This is a genomic window from Microthrixaceae bacterium (assembly GCA_023957975.1).
Taxonomy (GTDB): domain Bacteria; phylum Actinomycetota; class Acidimicrobiia; order Acidimicrobiales; family Microtrichaceae; genus JAMLGM01.
This window is the reverse complement of sequence record JAMLGM010000009.1, coordinates 12,442-36,606: the sequence shown is the minus strand read 5'-3', so window position 1 is coordinate 36,606 and position 24,165 is coordinate 12,442. Positions and strand designations below refer to the sequence as shown.

Sequence of the window (24,165 nt, the reverse complement as noted above, 5' to 3'; positions counted from 1 at the left end):
TTGTTGTGGGAGGAGCCCAGTGGGCGCAGTGCATGTCGGAACAGAGTCGAGAGTGGGCGCAGGGAGCCGCATTGCGGTGATCGGCACCGGATACGTCGGGTTGACGACGGGAGCGTGCCTTGCCTCGATGGGCCATGACGTCGTCTGTGCCGACATCGATCAGGCCAAGGTCGACGCACTCAACGCCGGTGAGATCCCGATCCTCGAGGACGGCCTGCCGAACCTGGTCAAGGAAGGGGTGCGATCGGGCCGCCTGCGGTTCGTGCTCGGTGCCACCAATGCCGTCGGCGACCGAGAATTCGTCTACCTGTGCGTCCCGACCCCACAAGCCGACGACGGATCCGCCGACCTGTCCTACATCGAGGCGGCCGCGCGCGAGATCGGTCCGGCGCTGCAACCCGACGCCATCGTGATCAACAAGTCGACGGTGCCGGTCGGTTCGACCCGCGTGGTCGAGCGGGCGTTGCAACGCGGCGACGTGCATGTCGTGTCCAACCCGGAGTTCCTTCGTGAAGGCTCGGCGGTGCACGACTTCTTGAACCCCGATCGAGTGGTGATCGGGGCCAACGACCAGTCGGCAGCGATTCGCATGGCTGGTCTCTACATCGGGTTGACGGCGCCGATCATGGTGACCGACCCGCCCTCCGCGGAGACGATCAAGTACGCCTCCAATGCCTTCCTCGCCACCAAGATCAGTTTCGTCAACGCGGTGGCCGCTGTCTGCGAGGCGGTCGGTGCCGACGTCGCCGACGTCGTGCTCGGCATGGGCTACGACAAGCGCATCGGTCATCAGTTCCTGAACCCGGGCCCCGGCTGGGGTGGGTCGTGCTTTCCGAAGGACACCCTCGCGCTCATTCACATCGCGGAGACCGCTGGATACGACTTCCGCATGCTCAAGGGCGTTGTCGAGGTGAACGAAGAGCAGTTCGACCGGGTCGTGCGCAAGGTGGTCGCCGCATGTGGAGGCGACGTCTCGGGCAAGAGCATCGCCGCGTGGGGTCTGACGTTCAAGGCCCGCACCGACGACACCCGCATGTCCCCGGCGATCGAGGTCATCAAGCGGCTTCAGGATCTGGGTGCCAACGTCACGGCCTACGATCCCGCCATCCGCCTCGATATTGAGGGAATCCCGGTGGTGTCCGACCCGCTCGACACCGTCAAGGGGGCGGAGGTTCTCGTCGTCTTGACCGAGTGGGATGAGTTCAAGTGGGTCGATCTCGACGACGTCGCTGCGGCGATGGCGGTCCGCAAGATCGTCGATACGCGTAACCTGCTCGACCGCTCGCGGGCTCGTCAGGCGGGATTCGACTACGAAGGCATCGGCCGCCGATAGGCGGTCGCGCAACGGAGACAAGATGCGCGTTGTGTTGACCGGGGGAGCCGGATTCCTCGGATATCACCTGTCCAGCCACCTGCTCAACCGCGGTGACGAGGTGGTCTGCGTCGACAACCTCTCGAGTGGGCAGCGGTCGAACATCGAGGCCCTGTCCCAACGCGAGGGCTTCGAGTTCATCGAGGCCGATGCCTCGCTGCCGTTCAAGGTGGACGGTCGGGTCGACGCGGTGATGCACTTCGCGTCGCCGGCGTCGCCTCGCGATTACCTCGGCGATCCGTTCGGCACGATGCAGGTCGGTTCGAACGGCACGTTTCACACCCTTGAACTGGCGCGGGCCAATGGCGCCCGGTTCATGGTCGCCTCCACCTCGGAGATCTACGGTGACCCGACGGTGCACCCTCAGCCGGAGAGCTACTGGGGCAACGTCAACCCGATCGGTCCGCGCAGTGTGTACGACGAGTCGAAGCGTTTCGCTGAGACCGTCACCGCCGCGTATCGGCGCATCCACGGCGTCGACACGGCGATCGTGCGGTACTTCAACACCTATGGTCCGCGCATGCGCGCCGGGGACGGTCGCGTGGTGTCGAACTTCATCGTGCAGGCGCTGCTCGGGCGTCCGATCACGATTTACGGCGACGGCAGTCAGACCCGCAGCTTCGGGTACGTCGATGACACGGTGGACGGAACGATCCGGTTCCTCGACAGCGGTCACCCCGGCCCGATGAACATCGGAAGTCATTTCGAGTTCACCATGCTCGAACTCGCCTCGCTGGTGCTGGAACTGACGGGAGCCAAATCCGAACTGGTCTTCGAGCCGCTGCCCGAGGACGATCCGACCCAACGAAGAGCCGACACCTCGCTCGCCAAGTCGGAGCTGGATTGGGAACCGACGACCTCACTTCGCGACGGGTTGACCGCGACAATCGAGTGGTTCGCATCGTTGCAGGCCGCCGGCCACGACATCACCCCGGGCGATCAGTTCATCGTGTGAACCGGCACCAGCGGGCCGGTGCGCGTCAAGGTGCCCCGGATGGGGCTACCGGCAAAGCGGCACTGCGGGCGATTCCGGGAACGTTCTCATCCGTTCATTGGCGTATCGGTGGTTGGGGTGGTTTGGTCGGGGTGAGTGAGAGTTGCCCGACTGTGGGGCGCCCGGACCTCGTCGCTCCGCCGGTTCGGCTGCTCCGGCCCGAGTTTCGGCCTGTGCTTGACCGGCGGGCGTCGTGGGGTCGGTACATGCGGGTGTCGGGGTTGGCGGCCATGCGGTCGTAACGGCGCCGGATCGTGGCGATAGCGTCGCCCAAATCGACGGTTCCGCCGCGGACTTTCACTTTGGGCCGAATCGGTGGTTCGGGTTCGGTGTCCAACTCAGAGGGGATGGGGCCTTGGCGTTGTACCCCGTGTTGTTGCCCCCAGATGGTGATGCCGCAGGGGTGGGTGTAGAGGGTCCAGCCGTCGGTGGTGATGTGCATGGCCCAGCCGACGCGGTGCACCAGTCCGTGGTGGTGTCGGCACAGACAGGCCAGGTTGGTCACTGCGGTGGCACCGCCGTTGCGGTGATGTCGAACGTGGTGGGCTTCGGTTTGTTGTGCGGGAGCATCACAGCCGGGGAAACAACACCCCCCGTCACGCGCTGCGAGTGCGGCGCGTTGAGCGTCGGTCGCTAACCGGACGCTATGGCCGACATCCAACGGTTGGCCCAACGAGTCCAACAGGACAGCGCGTAGTTCTGGGTCACACATCATCCGTTCGATCACGTCCGCGGTGAGTGGATCACCCGTAGGCGAATACGCGCGTGGTTGGCCGTGTTCGTCGGCCTGCAAGATGATGGTGACTTCTGCGGTTCCTGGCCGGTAGTTACCCGACAGGGTGAACTGGGTGCCGAACCGGCACAGGTCCATCAACGCTTTCGCCCGTAGTTGGGATTCTGATGTTGTCGGTGACCGGTCGAATTGTTCGGCGTCGTTGCGGACCTGTTTGCGGTGACGGTTGGTGGCGTCGTTGATGGCTTGGCGTACAACTTCGGCGTAGTCGCCGAAGAACTCTCCGACGATTTCTACGCCGATGACACCGTCGGGGCCGTGGATGTCGCGTAGGTCGAGCCAGGACTTTTCGGCTGGTGGGGCGGGTTCGGTGCCGTCGGTGTCGACGAGGCGTGCCAGCGCGGCGATGATCTTTTCCCATTTCGCGAACGTCAAATGTTCGGCCAAATCCAACATGGGTCCGGCGTTGTCGGACCAGGTGGGTTCGATCCGCGGTTCGACCACCGTCCGATCACGACCAGATGGTCAAACCCCGCAACACCGGAACGGAGCCGGTCCAACACCTCGGGCCGATACCGGCGCCGCACCGCCCGAGCCACCGAAACACGTCGGGCCGCGGTCACACCGGAACAACGAGCCGTCTTCGACACCCACGCTTTGGCGGACAGGCCTTCGACGATGTCGGTCATCCCAACAGCATCCAACTCGCCCAACACGTCGATCATGTGCAGATCCAAACGCCGTTGCAGCTCGAACAGGACCGCAACATCGTCGATCCCGGAACCCAGGTTGTTCAGTTCGCTGTCGAAGCCCTCGAACATGCGTTTGATACTAAACGCGACCCCCGACAGTGAAACCCAACCGCGCCCGGGGGGGGGAGAGAGAATCAGACGCGTCGCTCGGCCTCGTCGCGGTTGGCCAGGTACCACTCGATCGTGGTCCGGAGGCCTTCCTCGAATCCAACCTCGGCCTCGAAGCCGAACAACTCGCGTGCCCGGGAGGTGTCGACGCCGCGGCGCGGCTGCCCGTCGGGCTTGGTGGCGTCCCAGCGAATCTCGCCCTCGAACCCGGTGAACTCGGCGATCATCGGCACGAGTTCTTTGATGGGGCGTTCCTCGTCGGTGCCGAGGTTCACCGGCTCCTCGCCGTCGTAGCGCTCGGCGGCCATCACGATGCCCCGGGCGGCGTCGTCGACATAGAGGAACTCCCGGCTAGCGGAACCGGTTCCCCAGACCTCGATGTGGCCCTGCCCCGATTCCTTCGCGTCGACGCATTTCTTGATGAGGGCGGGGATGACGTGGCTCACCGCCGGATTGAACTTGTCGCCGGGTCCGTACAAGTTGGTCGGCATCAGGTAGATCCCGGACTGTCCGTACTGCGCCCGGTTCGCCTGGAGCTGCACGAGTTGCACGAGCTTGGCGATGCCGTAGGGGGCGTTCGTCTCCTCGGGGTAACCCGTCCACAACGAGGTCTCGTTGAACGGCACCGGTGTGAACTTGGGGTAGGAGCAGATCGTGCCGATGACGACGGTCTTGGGCACCGCCAATCGACGGGTGGAGTCGATGACGTAGGTGCCCATCAGCAGGTTCTCAAGGTAGAGATCGGCTGGGCGTTCTCGGTTGGCCCCGATCCCGCCGACACGAGCGGCGAGGTGGATGAGAACATCGGGGCGAAGGTGTTCGATCATGCGGTCGGCGGCCGAGGGGCTCGTCAGGTCGAACTCATCGCTGTCGGGGCAGAAAATGTCGGTTGCGCCGACGTTGCGAAGCCGAGCCACGACGGCATTTCCGAGGAAACCGTTTCCGCCGGTGATCACGACTCGGCGGCCACTCCAGAACTGTGCGGTGTCGCTGCTCATCGCGTGCCAACGCTACTCGCTGTTCCTCACCGCGGGGATCCTGCCGGACTGGTCCTCGCCCATGGCGCCCCGATCGGTGATCGCCGAGCCTCGTGGTAGCGTCGCCCGCCGATGCGAGTCGCGTTCTTGGCCCCGCTTCCTCCGCCCCGGACCGGCCAGAGTCTGTGCGACCTGGCGGTGCTTGAGCGCTTGAACACCAGCCATGACGTCGAGGTCATCGCCACGAGCAAAGGCGAGCTTCGCCAGGGGGTCGGTTCGTTGCGTCATCTCGGCGCAACCGCTCGTCAGGTGTGGCGGACCCTCGTTGCTGCAGTGCGCGTCCGGCGCAGCGACGCCGACACCATCTATCTGTCGCCGTCTCAGACCGTGGTCGGACACGCGAAGGACCTGTTGTTGCTCGGCGCGATGGGTGCCGCCAAGCGCAGACGCGCGGTCCTGCACCTGCACGGTGGTGGATTCGCACATGTGCTGAACGGCCGGTGGGCCCCGTTGACCCGCCGGTGGTTCGGTTCGGTCGGGGCGGTCATTGTGCTGGGCCCGAGCCTTCGTGGGCAGCTCTCGAGGGTGGTCGATGAGGAGCGCGTGGTGGAGGTGGTGAACTTCGCCGCGGACGAGCTCTTTGTCGATCCGGCGGTCCCACCGCAGCGTTGGCAGCAGGTGAACGACCGGCCGGTCGAGGCCGAGCCGATCACCGTGTTGTACTTGTCATCGTTGTTCGCATCGAAGGGATACCCGGCCGTCATCGACGCGGCCCACCGGTTCGCCGCTGAGGGCGACGACCGCGTGCGGTTCGTGATCGCGGGCGGCGCTCCCGACCCGAGCGATCTCGACGCCGTCGTGAGCGCTGCCGATGCGCTGGCGAACCTCACCTACGTCGGTGAACTCGACGACACGGCGCGTGCGGAGACGCTGCGACGCGCGGCGGTCGTCGCCGTGCCGACGCGATATCCGTGGGAGGGTCAGCCGCTCGCCATCCTGGAGGCGTACGCGAGCGGCTCGGTGGTTGCGGCGACCGATCACGCCGGGATCTCGGATGTCTTTGTCGTCGGGCGCAATGGGCCGCTGCTGGTCGGTGACACCCCGCAACAGATCGGAACATCACTCGCCGATGCGTTACGGTCGCTGCTCGATGACCCCTCCGGGTCCGCGGCGATCGCTCGCCATAACCGTGACCGGGCCGAGCTCTTCCGCCGGGATCGATTCGCCGACGAGGTGGTGCAGGTGCTCGAACACGCCGCAGCGGGGACGAGCGCCGGCCGTTAACGGCCGAGGGCCTCGGCGTATACCGCCTCGGTCAGCTCAGCGCACCGGTCCCAGGTGTAGCCCATTGCCCGTTCCCACCCGGCGGCACCCAGTCGAGCCCGACGCTCATCATCCGCGAGTAGCGACTCAATCGCTGACGCCAGGGCATCGACGTCGAGCGGGTCGATCAGCACACCGGCGTCGCCGGCCACCTCCTCGGTCGACGTGGCGAGGCTCGTGATGACCGCGGTGCCGTGCCCCATCGCCTCGACGACCGGAAGCCCGAAGCCCTCGAGCAGGCTCGGGAAGCAGAAGATCTCGGCACACGAATAGAGGGCGTCGAGATCGTCGCGGGGAACGAAGCCGAGGGTGCGCACGTTCTTGGGCTGCGGTGCGTCCAGGCCGGTCTGATCGCTGTGCCATCCGCTCGGCCCGACGAGCACGAGTTCGGCGTCGCCGGTGTCGGCCCGGGCGAACGCGTCGAGGAGTCGTGCCAGGTTCTTGCGCGGCTCGCGGGTTCCGGTCCACAACACGAATGGCCGCTCAAGTCCGTACCGGCGCCGGACCCGTTGGCGGTCGTCGTCGGTGACGGGACGAATGTCCACCCCGAGGGGCACGTGGCGCAGTCGTGAGCGGTCGATGCCGGCCTCCGCGCAGTCTTCGAGGGTCGCCAGCGACGAGCAGCACACGATGGCGGCGTGTCGCCGCGTGAGTTCGAGGGCGCGCCGGAAGAACGCGTTGCCCCGGCGCGTGTACATCTCGGGGAGGTGGAGGAACGCGAGGTCGTGCAGGGTGGCGACGAGGGGCACCTTCGTCGGAGGCACCGCGATCCCCGTGGCGTGGACGAGATCCACCGGCCCGGTCGTCGACTCAACGAGCGGTCGGCGCAGCCAGTGCCACGACTCGTACATGGCGAGGCGGGGGAGTGCGACGTGTTCGACGGGGATCGACGGTCGGTAGGCCTCGGCGGGCGGCGAGTTGTGTCGGGCCGCGATGCCGACCATCGCAACGTTGTCGCGACTGCGCAGAGCGTCGACGAGTTCGAGCGCCGCCCGTGCGGTGCCCCCGGGGACCTCGTGCCAGCACTGCTCGAGGGTCAACGCGACGCGCGGTCGCTGCGCCGTCATCGCGGCTTAACCCTCATAGGGGGTGAAGCGGTCGCGGGCGTCGTCGCCGGCGTGAATTCGGTTCGCCTCGGCGCGGTCCTCGAGCGACGCGTAGTCGTACACCTTGCGTGCGGCCCACAGGCCGCGAAACGCCACGCGGCGCTTCCAGTCGCCCTTGGTCCACGGCTCGTCAGGCGTGTTCGCGAAGTCGAGGCGGCCGACCGCGAATCCCAGTTCGCTCCAGCGGACCAGCTTGTCGACGGCGACCCGCGCGGCGGTGGCATCGTCGGCGGGCACCGTGCGCGGAAGCCCCTCGAAAACCCGCCCCTGTTCGTAGAACTCGGGATAGAAGTTCTCGAACTGGTACTCGGGCTGGCGATACAGGCGCGCGAACTCGTGCAGATGCGGCGGCCAGCACAGCGTGCGGTACACCTCGTTGGTCGAGAACCGCTCCGGGTGACGCCAGCGGCTGACGTTGAAGTACCACGCCCATTCACAGAGCAGGTTGTCGTCGCGCAACGAGTCCCACAGTTCGAAAGCCTCGATCCAGAGGTCTCTTCGCATGATCTGCGGGTGGTGCACGGCACAAGCCAGGCGGGGCGCCCCGAGGTAGGCGAGCACCGCACCGGTGATGCGCTGGGCGTCGTCGAAGTCGGTGCCGTAGCCGGTCCAGCTCTCGAGGTCGCCGAAGTAGTACGAGCGGTCGCGTTCGCCGTCGGTGAAGAACTCGCGTCGGATGGGCTTGATCGGGCGGTAGTCGTCGTCGGAAAGCACGAATACGTCCTCGACGAGGCCGGCATCGACCGCCGCACGTCGCAGGGTCACGTTTCGGGTGACATGGTTGAGCGCCGCGAGTTCGGCACCCGAGCGACCGGAGATCTCGGACTCGTCGACGAACGTCACCGAGGCGTCGTCCTCAAGGCCGAACTCGCCGGTGAGATTCCCGGGGGCGATGACGAGTGCTCGCGTGACGAAGGGCATATGGCGCCGAACGTGTTCCCACGTTTCTCGCAGAACCGTCGGCCGGTTACTCAGATAGACGATCTGCATGGGTGCGAAGCGTAGTGGGTCACGACCTATCATCGGCGTGCCGTGAAGCTGCTCGTCATCTGCCCCCACTACGCCCCCGATGTCGCCCCAACCGGCGAAGTCATGACGTCGATCGCGTCGGCGCTCGTTGAGCGCGGGCATCGCCTCGACATCGTGACCGCGCTGCCGTGGTACCGAAAGCACGACATCGAACCCGGCTGGGACCACAAGCTCACCCAGACCGAGACGACGCCGTGGGGCTCGATCACCCGCCTGCACCCATTCCCGACGAACAAGAGCAACATCTGGGCTCGGGCGCTCGCCTTCGGCGGGTTCACCGGGGTCGCGACCCTGGTGTCGATGTTTCGCCGCGAACGCCCCGACGCGGTGTTGGTGATGTCGCCCCCGCTGATTCTTGGGATCGCCGGGTGGCTGGCGGCTCGCCGGTTTCGTGTGCCGATGGTGTTCAACATCCAAGATGTGTTCCCCGACGTCGCGGTCGAGGTGGGAGCGATCACGAATTCGAAGGTGATCGCCGTCGCCAGGTGGCTCGAGCGGTTCCTGTATCTGCGCTCCGACGCCGTCACCGTGCTGAGCGACGACCTGCGGGACAATCTGCGAACCAAAATCGGTCGCCGGAACCCCGACCGGGTGCGGGTGATCCCGAACTTCGTCGACACCGAACGCATCGCCCCCGCCGACCGCATGACCACCTACCGCAAGGAGTTCGGCCTCGGCGATCGCACCGTGGTGATGTATGCGGGCAACGTCGGATACTCCCAGAGCCTCGACCTCCTCGTCGGCGCGGCGCGTCGATTTGCCGATCGTCGCGATGTGGTGTTCGTGGTCAACGGGGAAGGGTCCGGGCTCAACGAGGTCCGCGGGTCGGCGGACGGCCTCGACAACATCGTGTTCGCCGGGCTCCAACCCAAGGAACGCTTGGTCGAGGTCCTGGCCTCCGCCGACATCCACACCGTGCTGTTGAAACGCGGACTCGCGCGCTCAAGCGTTCCGTCGAAGATGTACTCGATCCTCGCCGCGGGGCGCCCCTGTGTTGCCTCGGTCGACTCCGACACCGAGGTTGAACGTTCGATTCGTGCAGCCAACGCTGGAGTATCGGTTCCCCCTGAGGACCTCGATGCGTTCTGCGAGGCGCTTGAGCCGCTCCTCGACGACGCCGAGGAGCGGCGTGACATGGGGGCGTCGGGGCGACGGTGGGTGGAGAACTGGGCGTCGCCCGCGGCGGTCGCTGAGGCCTACGAACGTCTCTTTGAGGAACTGATCGATCGTCGATCCCGCAGTTGACCCCAGCGCGGCGCCCACGACATCGACGTGGTGTGAAGTTCGGCCGCCGAGGGCGATTCGACTAGCTTTGGAGCGCTATGGCTACGCCTTCCTCGTCCAAGAAGATCCAGCGCGTCCAACGCGCCGGGGTGAATCGTTCCGTCGGGCAGCGGCGCCCGCTCGGATATCCGGCGCTGATCGCCGGGATCATCGTGGTCGGATGCGTTCTCGTGTGGCTCGCTCGAGATGCGCGAATTCACGGAGACGGCGAGCGACCTCGGGCGGGTCGCGACACCTGGTATCAGGCGTACGGCACTTACGAGTGCGACGGGTACCTGGCAAACCTCCTGCCGCCGGCCACCGAGTCGGACATCGAAGCCATGGGTAACGGCGTGATCATCGTCGGGCCTTCCTCCGAGGAGACCGCCGGGCGCAACGCAACGCTTGGGCGGTTCTTCGAAGCTCAGGGGATGGAGGTGACCGACGACTCGGTCACCTTCGCCGATGGCACCGAGCTCAAGGCCGGAGCCACCTGCGGCGACGGCGACGATGCGAGCACCGACACGGTCATCAAGTTGTTCGTCTGGCCGCCGCAGGCCTCGGATCGCACCAAGCCGACCGTGGTCGACGCCGACTTCGCGTCGGTTCGATTCGAGCAGAACGGCGCCGCGTTCGCCCTCGCGTTGGTCGACAAGGACACCGACTCGATCGACCTGCCCGGGGCGGTGGACAACCTTTCCAACCCGGACGCCGGTGCGGTGCCGCGCAACCAGGCCACGACGACCATTGCGCCGGCATCTGACGGCGACGCCGAGGGCACGGTGCAGGAGGGCTCCGGTGACGCCGGCGCGGACGAAGCCGACCCCGGCGCCGACGCAACCACCACGACCGCCGGGAACTGAGCGTGCGCGCCGTCGTGCTCGTCGGAGGGTTCGGAACGCGCCTGCGTCCGTTGACCCTGGCGACTCCGAAGCAGATGCTTCCGATCGGTTCGGTCACGATGTTCGAGCGTGTCATCGCACGGCTCGGCGCCGGTGGAGTGACCGAGGCGGTGGTGTCGCTGGGTTTCGCTCCCGACCGTTTCACCGAGGCATTCCCCGACGGGACCTGTGCGGGGGTGCGCCTGCACTATGCGATCGAACCCGAGCCGCTCGACACCGCCGGGGCGATCCGATTCGCCGCCCGCCATGCGGGGGTCGACGAGACGTTTCTGGTCGTCAACGGCGACGTGCTCACCGACCTCGACTACCGCTGGCTCGTGGAACAGCACCGATTCCTCGGTGGCGAGGCGACTCTGCACCTCATCGGCGTCGAGGATCCGTCGCGGTTCGGAGTGGTGGACACCGCCGAGGACGGTTCGGTGCGCGCGTTCGTCGAAAAGCCGGCCCCGGGAACCGAGCCGTGCAACCTCATCAACGCCGGCACCTATGTGATGGAGCCGTCGGTGCTCGACCTGATCGACGAGGGCCGCAAAGTGTCGGTCGAGCGCGAGACGTTTCCGGTGCTCGTGGAACGAGGCACCCTCAAGGCTGTGGCCTATGACACCTACTGGATCGACGCCGGCACGCCGAGCGCCTATCTCCAGGCCTGCCTCGACCTGATCGACGGCACGCGCTCGAACGAAGCCGGCGTGGCGGCCGACGCAACCGTGGCCGACGGTGCCGTGGTCGAGCATTCGATGGTGAATCCACGGGCGTCGATCGGGTCGGGGGCAACCATTCGTGACTCCATCGTCATGGCGGGGGCCACCATCGGTGCGGACGCCGTGGTCGAGGGATCGATCGTCGGGGCCGGAGCCAGAATCGGGTCAGGAGCCCGCGTGATCGGCGGGGCGGTGATCGGCCACGGCGAGACGGTCGCCGACGCAGCGACGATCGATGCCGTGACGGTGCCGGATCCGTCGACCTGGCAGTAGATTTACCTCGGACGATCGCACTTCGGCGGTCGATCCACTGCGGCGATGTGCCGTTCGGAAAGGGAGTGCAATGCGCGCGTTGGTGACCGGTGGTGCGGGGTTCATCGGGTCGACCCTCGTCGACCGACTGCTCGCCGAGGGCCACTCGGTCGACGTCATCGACAGTCTCTCGTCGGGCAAACTGTCGAATCTCGCCGAGGCCCGGTCGAATCGCGACCACGACCTCACGTTTCACCAGATCGACATTCGTAACGCCGAGGTCGTCACCCTGATCGAACGCCGCAAGCCCGAGGTGATCTTTCACCTCGCCGCGCAGGCCGACGTGCGGGTCTCCGTATCGGATCCCGCACTCGATGCATCCATCAACATTCTCGGTGGCATCAACGTGTTGGAGGGCGCTCGCCGCGCCGAAACCCGTAAGGTCGTGTTCGCCTCGAGCGGCGGCACCATCTACGGGGAACCGGACCCGTCCTCGCTGCCGGTGACCGAGGCTGCGCCCCAGCGGCCCGAGTCGCCTTACGGCGTGAGCAAGAAGGTGTTCACCGACTATCTCGTCGCCTACAACACGCTCTACGGACTCGACTTCACCTCGCTGGCGTTGGCCAACGTGTACGGCCCGCGCCAGGACCCGCACGGGGAGGCAGGGGTGGTGTCCATCTTCGCCGGGCGACTGCTCGCCGGTGAACCGTGCACGATCTTCGGCGACGGGACCCAGACCCGAGATTTCGTTTTCGTCGACGACGTGGTCGACGCGTTCGTGCGCGCGGCCACCCGCGGCGACGGAATCCTGTTCAACATCGGCACGGGCCGCGAGGTGTCGGTCAACGAGTTGTACACCTCGATGGCGACGGCGGCCGACGTGAGCGAACCGGCGATCTACGCTCCGGCGAGAACCGGCGAACTCGACCGAATCTCGTTGAGCGCAGCCAAGGCCGCGGTGCACCTGGGCTGGGAGTCGTGGACCCACCTCGACGCCGGCACGAGCGCGGTGATCGAGTGGGCCCGCGGCGAACAGAGCGCACCGTGATGCGAGCCTGGGCCTAACGGAAAAGGTCGTCGGCGGGGGAGCGAACGACGTCGGTGAGAACACCTCCGCCGACGTCGCCCAACCAGCTCGGATCGACGCCCCGGACGACGGCGACGGGCACGCCGGTCGACTTGCCCATGACGAGGTCGGCGGCACCGCACAACTCGTCGACCACGCAGACTTCGGTGACCATGAGCTCGCGGCCGTAGGCGTCGACCGTGCCGCGCAGGTCGAGCACCGCGACGATGCCGGCGGAACCGATGGCGACGTCGGTGACCCCGCGACGCCACGGGCGTCCGAAGGTGTCGCTCACGACCACCCCGACCGTGACCCCGAACTTGCCGCGGATGGCGTCGCGGATGCGCCGCGCCGAGCGGTCCGGGTCGTCGGGCAACAGCGCGGCCTGGCCGCGGTCGACGTTGGAGAGGTCGATGCCGGCGTTCGCGCAGACGAACCCGTGTTTGGTCTCGGAGATGATGAGTTCGCCGCGGCGGCGCAGGATTCGACGCGATTCGCGTTCGACGATCGGCTTGTGGCTGAGCGGATCGTCGGGGTCGACCTCGACCATGGCTCCCTCGGCCTTCGAGACGATCTTCTGGGTCACCACGATCACGTCGCCGTCGCACAACTCGACGGCGGCGCAGATTGCGGAGGCAAGGTCGGTTCCACGGGTGATCTCGCCGATGCCCTCGACGCCGAAGATTCGCAGTTCGCTCATGACGGCTCTCCCGATGCTGCGTGGGGGGTTGAGGATGCAGTGCCGGTGATCGCTTCGACGGTGCTGAGCGCGAGCCGGCGAGCGATGTCGAGGTCGCTCATGATCGTGTCGGTTACCACCACGGTCATCCCGAGGGCCTCGATGTCGGGGGCGAGATCGGCGTCGACGGTGTCGATCACCATCGTGGAGACGAGGTCGACGTACATGCGGGCGACCCCGAGCGCTGAGGACTCGTGGCCGAGCTCGCGCAGCAGGCGATCTGCGGGCCCCTTGAGTGCCTTGCCCCCGATGATGGGTGACACGGCCACGGCAACCTCGCGCCGGGCCTCGATCGCGTCGCGAACCCCGGGCACGGCGAGCACCGGGCCCACCGACACGATCGGGTTCGACGGTGCGATCACGATGACCTCGGCCCCGGCGATGGAACCGAGAACCCCGGGCGCCGCGGTCGCGGTGTCGGTTCCGTCGAACTCCACCCCGGTCACCGCAACCTCGTGGTGCTCTCGAACGAAATACTCCTGAAAGTCCAGGCGACCGTCCTCGGTGTGGAGCTTGGTGGACAAACGGTCGTTCGTGACCGGAACGATTCGCAGCTCGAGCCCCCACGCCCGGGCCATCTCCGCGGTGACGACGTCGAGTGCCGCCCCCTCAGCGAGGCGGACCGCCCGATACATGTGGCTGCCGAGGTCGAGATCTCCGAGATTGAACCAGCCGATATCGCTGCGCCCGTTTGCCTCCGCGTAGCGGCGAAGCATCGACATCGCCTGCCAGGTTTCGCCGCCGAGCCCCCAGCCGCGCTGCTCGTCGTTCGCCCCGGCGAGGGTGTAGAGGATCGAGTCGATGTCGGGGGAGACGGGAAGCCCGTTGACAAGCTCGTCGTCGGCGACGTTGACGATCGCGGTCAGCGACGAGGGTCCCCAGGTTGCGCCGAGGGCACGCAACATGCGCGCCGCTCCGACCCCCCCGGCGATCGTGGTGATCTGCATGGTGATGGTGAGGCTCCGGCCTCAGCTGATGCCTTTGAGCTTGCCCTCGAGGAAGGCGATGTCGGCGTCGACCATCATCGTCACGAGCTGTTCGAAACTCGTCTCGGGTTCCCAGCCGAGCCTGGTTCGGGCCTTGGTCGGATCCCCGATCAGCAGGTCGACCTCCGCGGGGCGGAAGAACTCCGGGTCGACCACGACGTGGTCCTCCCAGTTCAGCCCGGCATGGCCAAAAGCGATCTGGCAGAACTCGCGCACCTCGTGCGTTTCGCCGGTCGAGACCACGTAGTCATCGGCGGTGTCCTGTTGCATCATGAGCCACATCGCCTTGACGTAGTCGCCAGCGAAGCCCCAGTCGCGTTGGGCGTCGAGGTTGCCGAGGCGCAGTTCGGACTGGCGCCCGAGCTTGATGTTGGCCACCCCGTAGGAGATCTTCCGGGTCACGAACTCAAGGCCGCGGCGCGGCGACTCGTGGTTGAACAGGATGCCGGAGCTGGCATGCAGGTCGTAGGACTCGCGGTAGTTGATCGTGATCCAGTGGCCGTACAGCTTCGCCACGCCGTAAGGGCTGCGCGGGTAGAACGGGGTGGACTCGGTCTGAGGGACCTCGACGACCTTGCCGAACATCTCCGAACTCGAGGCCTGGTAGAAGCGGATGTCGGGGTTCACCAGACGGATGGCGTCGAGGAGGCGGGTCACGCCGAGGGCGGTGACCTCACCGGTGAGGACCGGCTGGCTGAAGCTGGTGGGCACGAAGCTCTGCGCCGCGAGGTTGTACACCTCATCGGGCCGGTACTTGTTGAGGACCTCGATCATCGACGCCTGATCAAGCAGGTCCGCATACACCATCGTCACATCGTCTTGAAGGTGGGCGATGCGCTCGAAGGTCACCGTCGAGGAGCGCCGGACCATGCCGAAGACCTCATAGCCCTGGTCGAGCAGGAACTCGGCGAGATAGGAGCCGTCCTGGCCCGTGATACCGGTGATAAGCGCGCGCTTGGTCATTGCTGGGAACTCCCGATCAGCGGATTCTTGACAGTAGTGGTGATGGCGGGCCGATCCACGGATCCGTCGGGGCCCCGCACCGGGGGATCACACCGAGGCCGCGAGTCGGGCGCGGCAGTCGTCCATGAGGTCGGACAAGGTGGTGGTGAGTGAGAGCTCCGGCTCCCAGCCGGTGCGCTCGCACAATTTGGTGTTATCGCCGCACAGCACGGGGATGTCGACCGGGCGAAGCAGCGATTCGTCCACCACGAGCTCCATGGGGTGGCGGGCCATGGCGACGAGTTGTTCGGCGAGTTCGGCGATCGCGACCGTGGTGCCGCTGCAGACGTTGTAGACCTCGCCGGGTTCGCCGCTCACGGCGAGGAGGCGGTAGGCGCGAACCACGTCGCGGACGTCGGTGATGTCTCGGCGGGCCTCGAGGTTGCCGACCGGCACCGAGGTTGCGGCGTCGAGTTCGTTTCGGGCGATACGGGTGGCGATCGCCGGGGCGACGAACCGGTCGCTCTGCCCCGGACCGAGATGGTTGAACGCCCGCACGCGGATCGTTTCGAGCCCGTGTCCGAGCCACGCCTGCTGGGTGACGGCGTCGGCCGCGATCTTCGAGGCCGCATAGGGACTTGCCGGACGCAACGCCGAGTGTTCGGTGAGCGGCAACTCGTCGACGGCCACCTTGCCGTACACGTCGGCGCTGCCGATGGCGACAACCCGCCGAACGCCGGCGGCCCGAGCCGCTTCCATCACGTTGAGCGTTCCGACGGCGTTCGCGAGGAACGTGGAGCGTGGGTGGTGCCAGCTTCCGCCGACGTCGCTGTCTCCGGCGAGGTGGAACACGACCTCGGGCCGGTGGGTCGCGAACACGTCGGCGATCTGGGCCTCGTCACACACGTCGGCCCCACTTGCACGGTCGGTGCAGACCACTTCGTCGCCGGAGGCTTCGAGGTGTGCGGCGAGGTGCGGTCCGACGAAACCGGAGGCGCCGGTGATCAGAGCCTTCACCGGAGCGCGCGACCCCGGGTATCGGCACATCGCGGGCCGCAACGACGGGTCGGTTCGTGCGCGAACATCGTCGGCAGTCTACCCGGTGGCGGTCGGTGCCGGTTCCGGGGCCGGTCGTTGCGGGCCGACCCGGTTGGTACGGTCATAGACCATGAGCGAGAACCGTTGGCTGCAGATGATCGAGCAGAACCCCGGCCATTCGGAGTGGTACATCGAACGGTTCCGGGCGATGGCCGCAGCGGGTGACGACCTCGACGGCGAGGCGAGACTCGTCGACGCGATGGTGCCGCGCGGTTCGCGGATTCTCGATGCCGGCTGTGGGCCGGGCCGGGTCGGTGGCCGCCTCGCCGCCCTCGGCCATTCGGTCGTCGGCGTCGACATCGACCCGGCGCTCATCGCGGCCGCGCAGGGAGATCACCCCGCCGCGACCTGGGTGTCCGCCGACCTCGCGGAGTTCAACCTCGAGGCGATGGGGCTTCCACACGAGTTCGACCTGGCCGTGTGCGCCGGAAATGTGATGACCTTCCTCGATCCGACGACCCGGCGCGATGTGCTGGTGCGATTGCATTCGCACCTCGCCGAGGGTGGTCGCTGCGTCATCGGGTTCGGCGCGGATCGCGGGTACGAGTTCGAGGAGTTCCGTGCCGACGCTGCGGCCGCTGGCTTTGGTGAGGAGTTGCTCCTGTCGGCGTGGGATGTCCGCCGGTTCGATGCGTCCTCAACGTTCCTGGTTGCCGTGCTCGCCCGTTAGCGCCCGGCGGCCGAAACCGACTCGGGCGGCGCGCCACGCGGTGTCGGCGAGCCACACCGTGGTCGTCGCGGCCGTGATCTTCGGCTGCGAGGTCGCGAGTGCGACGCCGGTGAGGTTCGCCGCCACCAAACCCAACCACGACCGCGTCGCGGCAAACCCCTCGGCGAGAAGCCGGTGTCCGCCACCGCGAAGCACCGCCATGAGGTAGGCGAGCGACCCCCACAGGATCTGGCCGTATCCGGCCACGACGAGCGTCCACACCCACTGCCGACTGAACGTGGCGCGACCATCGGCGCCCACCACGACCGCAGAGGCCACCACCGCGACCGCCCACCACAGCGTGCCCGCCCAGATCGCGATGAGGCGTGGCCCGGCCCACTCCAACTGCCGACGGGTGGGGCGCGGCAACAACGCGAGAACTGCGACGAGGCCGAAGCCATAGGCGGCGAGGCCCGCGGCCGCGACCGGGGCCCGCTGAGTCGACATCGCGGTACTGATGACGGCGACCGCGACGCTTTGCCACGCGACGACCATCACGATGCGCGACGCGGTGGCCTTCGGTGCCATCCGGCTGCGTCCGACCGTGGCGGTGAAAAACGGCAAGGTCCCAACCACCACGAGGCCGACGAGGCCCAGAACGTTGAGCGTGATGTGGGTGTCGACCCGTGCGGGCGTCGACCCGTCGAGGGCCATGACGGTGCCGACCACGACACCGGCGCATCCCGCGCACAGTGCGGCGACGTACGCGATGAACGCCGGGTCGTAGCGCCGCTCGACGCCGCGCCGCACGGTCAATGCCAACAACGCGGCCAGGAGCGCCAACCCCGTGAGATACAGAGCGGCACCGGGGACAACAACGGGGGCTCCGAGGTCGAAATGGCGCCCGGCGATGATCGCTACCGCTCCGATCGCAATGCAGAACCGCTGCACCAGAACCGCGGCATCGGGAGGAGCGGGAGCCGCCGACCAGGTGACCGTCAACATGAGCGAGACGCCGCTGATGATGGTGACGAGTCCGACCGCCGCCATGAGGTGGATCGCCACCCACGACGACCCGCCGAGTGCCCAGGCGCCGAACGCGGCCGCCATGGCGAACACCGTGATCGCCACCGTCGGGCGGGTTTGGCGATGAGTTCGCACCACGCGGTCGGCCGCACCGCGGGGTCGCTTGTCGGTGCGTGCGGTCGCTTCGGGCCGCTTGTTCTCGCTCGGGCCAGTGTTTGCGCTGTCTGGTGAGTCGCCTTCGGGCGAGTCGATCGTCATGGCACCCCCGACGGTCTCGATTCCACCGGTGATAGTTTCACTACCAGGTGATGGAAAAACGCTAGGGGGTTGGCTGGTGAATCGGCAACCGGGAGATGGCGGCACGGTCGACGCTCACGACCTCGGGGGAGACCCGCCGTGTTGGGCGCACTTGTTCGACGACGAGGAGGACGAGGATGGCGACGACGAGGATGGCGTAGCCGACGTTGGACCCGCTCCGTCCTGAGGTTGAACGCGTCGCGACCCCCGTCAGTTCGACGAAGCGACCCTGATGCGGCACCCGGCGGCGGCGGGTGGGCGCATGACGAGGTCCTCGATGACGTCGTCGGTGTCGGTCGCCTCGGCGATGCCCTCCGCGATGCCCCGGTGCAACTCACACACGATCTCGGGTGCTGTGGTGGCCGGGTCGACAAACGGGCAGCGCCCCAACACGATGTCGGCTCCGCGCTCGGTGAGTTCGACGCACGGTTCAAAGCCAAGTCGCCTAGCGACCCCGTCGAGGATCTCGACGGCGGAACCCGCCGGGGCGTTGTCTGCAGCGAGCCGACGACCGGTGTCGCGGCCGATCTCGAGCGCTGAGCGTCCGGTTCGGACCATCTCGAGCAACATGTCCGCCAGCGTCTCGTGCGGGCTGGTCCCGCCCCAACGTTGGGCCGCACCGGGAACGACGCGATAGAGCTTTGCCGGTCGTCCCGGGCCGGTGGAGGCCCGGAGCTCGTCGGTGATCAGACCCGCGTCGGCCAGACGCGCCAGATGCTGGCGGATGGCGTTGTGGTTGAGCCCGAACTTGGCGGTGAGTTCGGCCACATCGACAGGGCGTTCGGCTTCGCGAAGGTGGACGAACACGGCATGGCGGGTCGGGTCGCCGAGTGCGCGGTGCTGTCGCATGTGTTCGAGGTCGATTGGGGCGAGGGCTCCTGCCATGGCAGCTCCGAGGGTGCGTCGACCTCGAAATCCTACCAGCCGATAGAGAAACCTCCGGTCGACTGGGGCGGCCTGCCGCCGAAGTTGGGGCGGAGCCGCCGTGAAGTCGTCGCGGTCTACTATTCACAGCGCTCAGTCGCACCACACCCTTCATCTATGTCTGCACGCCGTCCAGCTTCCCCAACTTCCGGTTCTCGGCGTCGTCGCTCCGACACGACGCGATCGGACCGTCCATCGTCGAGTTCCTCCGTCGAGTCGCCCGCGTCCGCCGACGAGGAGTGGAACCCCGACGCAACGCCGTTCGTGGAGGGCTACGACGCTGCCGACGAGGCCGAATCGCCCGTCGCCGGAGTTGGGGTTCCGGCGGTGGTCGCCGTCATCGTCACCCGCAACCCGGGCGCTCGCTTCGACGATCTTCTGGCGTCGATCTCGGCTCAGGAGTACGCCAACCTCGTCACCCTCGTGGTCGATGCCGGTTCTGACTCCGACCCCACCGAACGGGTGGCTGAGGTGTTGCCGACGGCGTTCGTCAAGCGGATCGACGCCGGCGGTTTCGCTGTGGCCGCGAACGCCGCGCTCGGCACCGTCGATGGTGCGTCGTTCTACCTGGTGCTGCACGATGACGTGGAACTGGGCAAAGGTGCGGTGCAGGCGATGGTCGAGGAGGCGTTCCGCTCCAACGCCGGAATCGTCGGAGCGAAGCTGCTCGACGGCGCCGACCGTCGGACGCTGACCGACGTTGGCGCCTCGATCGATAAGTTCGGCTTCCTGTGGCCCTACGCCGAACCGGGCGAGCTCGACCAGTCCCAACACGACGCCATTCGTGAGGCGTTCGTGGTGTCGGGTGCGGCCATGTTGGTGCGCTGCGATCTCTTTCGGGATCTCGGCGGGTTCTCCACCGACATCGACGGCTCGGGCGAGGAACTCGACCTGTGCTGGCGTGCCCGGGTCGCCGGAGCACGCACGGTGGTCATGCCCGCCGCACAGGTGTTTCATCACGCTGAATCGACCTTCGACAAGGCCCATGAGCGTGGCCTGCGTCTGGCCTTGCGGCACCAGGCGCGCATCATGTTGGCCTGTTACAGCGCCCTGACGCTGCTGCGAATCCTTCCCCAGGCCATGGTGCTCGGGGTGCTCGACCTGGTCGGGGCGCTGTTGCGCGGTCGTTGGCGTCAGGCCGGCGACGTGTTCACCGCATTCATGTGGAACCTCGGGCATCTACCGCGGACCCTTTCGATTCGCCGTTCCACCCAGAAATCCCGGCGTACCCCCGATGACGAGATCCGACGTCTGCAGATCAAGGGAAGCGCGCGCTTCACCAACTTCTTCCACGCCTACACCGCGAGAGATCGTTCGCTCGGCCAGGCGGTCGCCGCCGCAGCGCGAGGGATGTCAGGCCCCAACGATGCACACAACACGGGAATTTGGGGCATCGGTGCCTTCCTCATCGCCGCGGTCGTGCTCGTGGGAGGGTCGCGGTCGCTGATCACCGGCGGGGTTCCGGTGGTTCGCGAGTTCGTCACCAATTCTCCCTCCGGCGATCTGCTGCGGGAGTGGTGGAGCGGCTGGCGAAGCGCCGGTCTCGGCCAATCCGGAGGGTCCCCCACGGTGGCTTTCGTGGTCGGTGCCTTGAACTGGATGACGTTCGGTTCGGAGGGGCTGGTTCGAACCGTGGTGTTCCTCGCCCCGCTCGGCGTCGGGGCACTCGGCGCCTGGCGCCTGCTGCGCGGCGTCGGGTCGCCGCTCGCTCGGACGGCCGTTTTGGTCGCTTACCTCGCCAATCCGATTCCGTACAACGCCATCGCCGAGGGGCGATGGCAGGCGCTCGTCGTCTGGGCGCTTGCCCCGTCGATCGTGGCGCGCCTCGCCGCGGCCGGAGCGTTCGAACCGTTCGCCGACACCGAACGTGCCGAGCGTTCGGTGCTTCAACAGACGTTCGCGCTCGGGTTGATCGTCGCCATCGGCGCCACCGTCGCGCCGGTGATCGTGTTGGTGGTGGCGCTGTTGGCTGTCGTGATGGCGGTCGTGGTCGGCGCCGGGTCCCGCGGCAATCTCGGCCGGCTCGGTCTGGTCGCCGTCGGCTCGCTCGGCGTGTCGGCGTTGGTGCACCTGCCGTGGACCATCTCGGTGTTGGGCGGGGCGAACCGTGTTGAGGTCTTGTTGGGCAATGCCGCCGGGCGTGGCGCTCCGATCGGCGTCTCTGAGGCGCTGGTGTTCGACACGGGTGCCCATGGGACCTTCCTGAGCGGCGGGTTGCTCGTGGCGATCGCTGCCGCCGTCCTGATCACGGTCGGTCCGGTGTTTCGTTGGACGTTGTTCGGACTCGTCTCGGCGCTTGTGGGTTTCGGGCTCGTTGCACTCGCCGGCCTGTTGGCCCCGTCGGTGGCGCTGCCGGTGCCCGAGGTTCTGCTGGTTCCGGCAGCGTTGGGCGCTGCGCTGTGCGTCGGGGTCGCTGCCGAAGCGATCACGACAACCCTGTCGGGAACCGCCTTCGGCATCCGCCACGTCGCGGCGGTTCTGTGCGCCGTCGGGGTTCTGGTTGCGGTCCTGCCGTTGTTGCTCGATTCGCTCAACGGTCGATGGGATGCGCCGACGAGCGACGTCGACGATGCGCTCGAGTCGTTGAGCACCGGGGCCGAGATCGAGAACTTCCGGACCTTGTGGATCGGCGATGCGGACGCTGTTGCCCAAGCGGGTTGGAGGTTCGGCGACGGCATGAAGTTCGCGGTGTCGACCGGCGTGTCGTCGGGGTTGCCGGATCTGTTCCCGCCTGCGAAGGGCGCCGGAGAAGCGGAGCTGGCACGCCTTCTCAGCGAGGTTCGTCGCGGCGAGACGAGCCGTGTCGGAGCCTCCCTTGCGCAGTTCGGTATCCGCTATGTGGTGGTGCAGGAGCGGCTCGCGCCGTTGCCCTACGGGCGAACGCTGTACGAGATCGATGCGGTGATGAAGGAACGGCTTCGCCAGCAGTTCGACCTGTCGTCGATCGATGTGGCCCCGGGTATCGAGGTGTACGAGAACCTGGCCGCGCTTCCGGTTTGGTCGACCACCGATGTCGATGTCGCGTCGGAGTGGAGCGACGAGGTGGGGCTGAGCCTCGTCGGTCGGGTCGGGCTGCAACCGGTCGACACGTCGGGTCGGCCCCCGACACGGCTGGATGGCGAACTGTCGGCCGACCAGACGTCGATGCTGTTGAGCGGGTTGGACGATCGCTGGACGATGAAGGTCGGCGGAGACGAGGTCGAACTCGATTCGGTGAGCGACTGGGCGTGGACCGCGCCGACCGGCACCGGTGGCAACGCGTCGTTGGAGTATCGAACCCCGCCGACTCAGGTCGCGATGCACCTCGTGCAGTTGCTCGCGTTGGCGGTGGTGGTGGTCAATCGCCGCGGAATGCGGTGGTGGATCGGACGTGCGCGCCCGCATGATCCGGAGATGGCCGAACTGCTCGCCTCCGAGGAGATCTTGTGATTCGCCGGGTGTTGATCATCGTCATGTCGGTCGCCGCGATCGCGGCGATGAACCAGTTCGTCGAACCCGAGGGGATCGGGCAGCCTTCACCGAACCCGGTCGTCGGCGGCGAGACGAGCGGGCGTGGCAGTGGTTCGACGTGGTTCTGCCCGTTCGGAACCTCAACGGCTGGCGAGGCTGCGGCGCCGACGAACTCGATTCTGATCACGACCGAGGACCGAGCCGTGGTCGCCGAGGTGACGATGTATCGCACCGCTGCGCTCGAGGACGGGTCGACGACCGTGTCCGAAACGGTGAATGCTGCGGCCAACACCGTCACGGAGGTGCGCCTCGACGATCGGGTCGACGGCGGGGCGACGGTGGAGATCTCGGGAGGTTCGGCCACGGTCGCTCAGAAGCTCGTGGCACCCAACCGAAGCGATCAGGCCGATTGTGTGACCGAGGCGGCCCAGCAAGCGTATTTCGCCGCGGCGCAGACGACGACCGGGTCGTTCGCCCAGTTATGGCTCGTCAACCCGTTTCCCACGTCGCTCAGCGTCGATGTCCGCGTCACGATTGAAGGCGGGGTGCGCATTCCGGGGCCGGTGTCGGGGGTCATCGTGCCGGCGCGATCGTCGCGCCTGTTGGACCTCGGCACGATTCCCGAGGTCGCAGAGCTGCGTGAACAGTTCTCGATCGCGGTGGAAGGCCGCTCCGGGCGCTTCGTGGCGGGCCTCGCCCAGACGGTCGCGGGCAACGGGCTTCGTGCGACGATCGGGGTGCAGCACCCGGCGACGAACTGGGTGATTCCTTATTCGTTCACGGGCTCGGACTTCAGCGAGAAGCTGTGGATCTTCAACCCGAGCAGTGAGGACACCGCGGTGATCGCGTCGGTGTTTCCCCAGGGCGTCGCGACCGAGATGATGCCCGAACCGTTCACGTTCGATCTCCCCGGCCGCCAGTACACGCTCATCGATCTCACCGCCGAAGGGCGCCTTTCGACCACCGAGTTGCGCTGGATTCATGTCGAGTCGCTGTCCGACGTCGGCATCGTGGTGAACAGCGTCGTGTCGATCACCGCGGCTTCTGGCACCGGCGAGCCGAATACGCGCCCGGCGCTTGCGGGCGGCCTCGCTGCGCAGGTCGGGGCGACGGTGCAGGCGACCTCGTGGATCGTGAGCAGCGTCGACCCGGCTTCGGAGAGCCAGTCGGTCGTGGCGGTGGCGAACCCATCGCCGGAGTCGATCGCCGTAGTGACGATCACACGAATCGCCCGTTCGGGGGACGGCGCTCCCGCCGAGGTGATCGTCGAGAACCAAGAGATCGCCCCACTCGGGACGGTGGCCTACGACATCAGCCAACTCGCAGACGTCAACATCGGTCTCCGGGTCGATGCGACGAGCCCGGTGGTGGTGGCGGGACGCACGACGAGTGGCGCCGCCACCGACCTGGCGGTGTGGACCGCGTTGCCGATTCGGGAATCGGTGATGCCGCTGCCGGTGACGGGAGGCTGACGGC

General features: G+C 67.0%; 22 protein-coding genes. 11 read left to right on the top strand and 11 right to left on the bottom strand.

Going from position 1 to position 24,165, the window contains the following annotated elements; genetic code table 11:
* Positions 1-52 precede the first annotated feature (52 nt).
* A complete protein-coding gene (locus tag M9952_12920; protein ID MCO5313825.1) occupies positions 53-1,333 on the top strand; it encodes a UDP-glucose/GDP-mannose dehydrogenase family protein in 1,281 nt (426 codons plus the stop codon).
* Positions 1,334-1,355: 22 nt separating this feature from the next.
* Entirely contained in the window at positions 1,356-2,327 is a 972-nt protein-coding gene (locus tag M9952_12915; protein MCO5313824.1) for an SDR family oxidoreductase, read from the top strand.
* A 94-nt stretch (positions 2,328-2,421) separates the two neighbouring features.
* Here the strand turns inward: M9952_12915 and M9952_12910 are convergent, their stop codons facing one another.
* From M9952_12910 to M9952_12900, 3 genes are all read right to left on the bottom strand, one after another.
* Positions 2,422-3,555 (bottom strand): DUF222 domain-containing protein, encoded by a 1,134-nt coding sequence (locus tag M9952_12910; protein ID MCO5313823.1) that lies wholly within the window; start codon positions 3,553-3,555, stop codon positions 2,422-2,424.
* Positions 3,531-3,920 carry a DUF222 domain-containing protein gene (locus M9952_12905; GenBank protein ID MCO5313822.1) on the bottom strand — a complete coding sequence of 130 codons (390 nt, stop codon included), beginning with the start codon at positions 3,918-3,920 and terminating at the stop codon, positions 3,531-3,533. Before M9952_12905 ends, M9952_12910 begins: the two co-directional genes overlap by 25 nt.
* Before the next feature lie 65 nt (positions 3,921-3,985).
* Positions 3,986-4,957, bottom strand: a complete 972-nt coding sequence (locus tag M9952_12900; GenBank protein MCO5313821.1) for a GDP-L-fucose synthase — start codon at positions 4,955-4,957, stop codon at positions 3,986-3,988.
* A 111-nt stretch (positions 4,958-5,068) separates the two neighbouring features.
* Here M9952_12900 and M9952_12895 point away from each other — a divergent pair, with 111 nt between their 5' ends.
* Positions 5,069-6,220: a glycosyltransferase family 4 protein gene (locus tag M9952_12895; GenBank protein ID MCO5313820.1), complete on the top strand. Its 1,152-nt coding sequence runs from the start codon at positions 5,069-5,071 to the stop codon at positions 6,218-6,220.
* Here the strand turns inward: M9952_12895 and M9952_12890 are convergent.
* On the bottom strand, positions 6,217-7,326 hold the full coding sequence (locus M9952_12890) for a glycosyltransferase family 4 protein (GenBank protein MCO5313819.1): 1,110 nt from the start codon (positions 7,324-7,326) through the stop codon (positions 6,217-6,219). The two genes, M9952_12895 and M9952_12890, sit on opposite strands and share 4 nt — an antisense overlap.
* 6 nt (positions 7,327-7,332) lie before the next feature.
* Positions 7,333-8,355: a hypothetical protein gene (locus M9952_12885; protein ID MCO5313818.1), complete on the bottom strand. Its 1,023-nt coding sequence runs from the start codon at positions 8,353-8,355 to the stop codon at positions 7,333-7,335.
* A gap of 42 nt (positions 8,356-8,397) precedes the next feature.
* On the opposite strand from M9952_12885, the gene M9952_12880 reads away from it, so the two are divergent.
* The 4 genes from M9952_12880 to M9952_12865 all read left to right on the top strand — a co-directional run bounded on the left by M9952_12880 (position 8,398) and on the right by M9952_12865 (position 12,560).
* A complete protein-coding gene (locus tag M9952_12880) occupies positions 8,398-9,639 on the top strand; it encodes a glycosyltransferase family 4 protein (protein ID MCO5313817.1) in 1,242 nt (413 codons plus the stop codon).
* Positions 9,640-9,716: 77 nt separating this feature from the next.
* The gene (locus tag M9952_12875; GenBank protein MCO5313816.1) at positions 9,717-10,520 is read left to right on the top strand and encodes a hypothetical protein; all 804 of its coding nucleotides are present in this window, start codon (positions 9,717-9,719) and stop codon (positions 10,518-10,520) included.
* 2 nt (positions 10,521-10,522) lie between these two features.
* Complete coding sequence (locus M9952_12870; GenBank protein ID MCO5313815.1) at positions 10,523-11,533, top strand: NDP-sugar synthase; 1,011 nt, start codon at positions 10,523-10,525, stop codon at positions 11,531-11,533.
* A gap of 70 nt (positions 11,534-11,603) precedes the next feature.
* A complete protein-coding gene (locus M9952_12865; protein MCO5313814.1) occupies positions 11,604-12,560 on the top strand; it encodes an NAD-dependent epimerase/dehydratase family protein in 957 nt (318 codons plus the stop codon).
* Positions 12,561-12,573: 13 nt separating this feature from the next.
* On the opposite strand, the gene cofE is transcribed toward M9952_12865, so the two are convergent.
* From cofE to M9952_12845, 4 genes are all read right to left on the bottom strand, one after another.
* Positions 12,574-13,278: a coenzyme F420-0:L-glutamate ligase gene (gene cofE, locus M9952_12860; GenBank protein MCO5313813.1), complete on the bottom strand. Its 705-nt coding sequence runs from the start codon at positions 13,276-13,278 to the stop codon at positions 12,574-12,576.
* Positions 13,275-14,264, bottom strand: coding sequence for a 2-phospho-L-lactate transferase (gene cofD, locus M9952_12855; GenBank protein ID MCO5313812.1), 990 nt, complete (start codon positions 14,262-14,264; stop codon positions 13,275-13,277). Before cofD ends, cofE begins: the two co-directional genes overlap by 4 nt.
* 21 nt (positions 14,265-14,285) lie before the next feature.
* Positions 14,286-15,266, bottom strand: a complete 981-nt coding sequence (gene gmd, locus M9952_12850) for a GDP-mannose 4,6-dehydratase (protein MCO5313811.1) — start codon at positions 15,264-15,266, stop codon at positions 14,286-14,288.
* Between the two features lie 87 nt (positions 15,267-15,353).
* Positions 15,354-16,262 (bottom strand): GDP-mannose 4,6-dehydratase, encoded by a 909-nt coding sequence (locus tag M9952_12845; protein ID MCO5313810.1) that lies wholly within the window; start codon positions 16,260-16,262, stop codon positions 15,354-15,356.
* A gap of 151 nt (positions 16,263-16,413) precedes the next feature.
* On the opposite strand from M9952_12845, the gene M9952_12840 reads away from it, so the two are divergent.
* Entirely contained in the window at positions 16,414-17,013 is a 600-nt protein-coding gene (locus M9952_12840; protein ID MCO5313809.1) for a class I SAM-dependent methyltransferase, read from the top strand.
* Here M9952_12840 and M9952_12835 read toward each other — a convergent pair.
* Positions 16,981-18,276: a hypothetical protein gene (locus tag M9952_12835; protein ID MCO5313808.1), complete on the bottom strand. Its 1,296-nt coding sequence runs from the start codon at positions 18,274-18,276 to the stop codon at positions 16,981-16,983. The two genes, M9952_12840 and M9952_12835, sit on opposite strands and share 33 nt — an antisense overlap.
* A gap of 76 nt (positions 18,277-18,352) precedes the next feature.
* Here M9952_12835 and M9952_12830 point away from each other — a divergent pair, with 76 nt between their 5' ends.
* Entirely contained in the window at positions 18,353-18,502 is a 150-nt protein-coding gene (locus M9952_12830) for a hypothetical protein (GenBank protein MCO5313807.1), read from the top strand.
* A 23-nt stretch (positions 18,503-18,525) separates the two neighbouring features.
* On the opposite strand, the gene M9952_12825 is transcribed toward M9952_12830, so the two are convergent.
* Positions 18,526-19,200: a helix-turn-helix domain-containing protein gene (locus M9952_12825; GenBank protein MCO5313806.1), complete on the bottom strand. Its 675-nt coding sequence runs from the start codon at positions 19,198-19,200 to the stop codon at positions 18,526-18,528.
* Positions 19,201-19,356: 156 nt separating this feature from the next.
* On the opposite strand from M9952_12825, the gene M9952_12820 reads away from it, so the two are divergent.
* Together M9952_12820 and M9952_12815 are read left to right on the top strand one after the other, a co-directional pair.
* Positions 19,357-22,668 carry a glycosyltransferase family 2 protein gene (locus M9952_12820; GenBank protein MCO5313805.1) on the top strand — a complete coding sequence of 1,104 codons (3,312 nt, stop codon included), beginning with the start codon at positions 19,357-19,359 and terminating at the stop codon, positions 22,666-22,668.
* Positions 22,665-24,161 carry a DUF5719 family protein gene (locus M9952_12815; protein MCO5313804.1) on the top strand — a complete coding sequence of 499 codons (1,497 nt, stop codon included), beginning with the start codon at positions 22,665-22,667 and terminating at the stop codon, positions 24,159-24,161. Before M9952_12820 ends, M9952_12815 begins: the two co-directional genes overlap by 4 nt.
* The last annotated feature ends 4 nt before the right edge of the window (positions 24,162-24,165 follow it).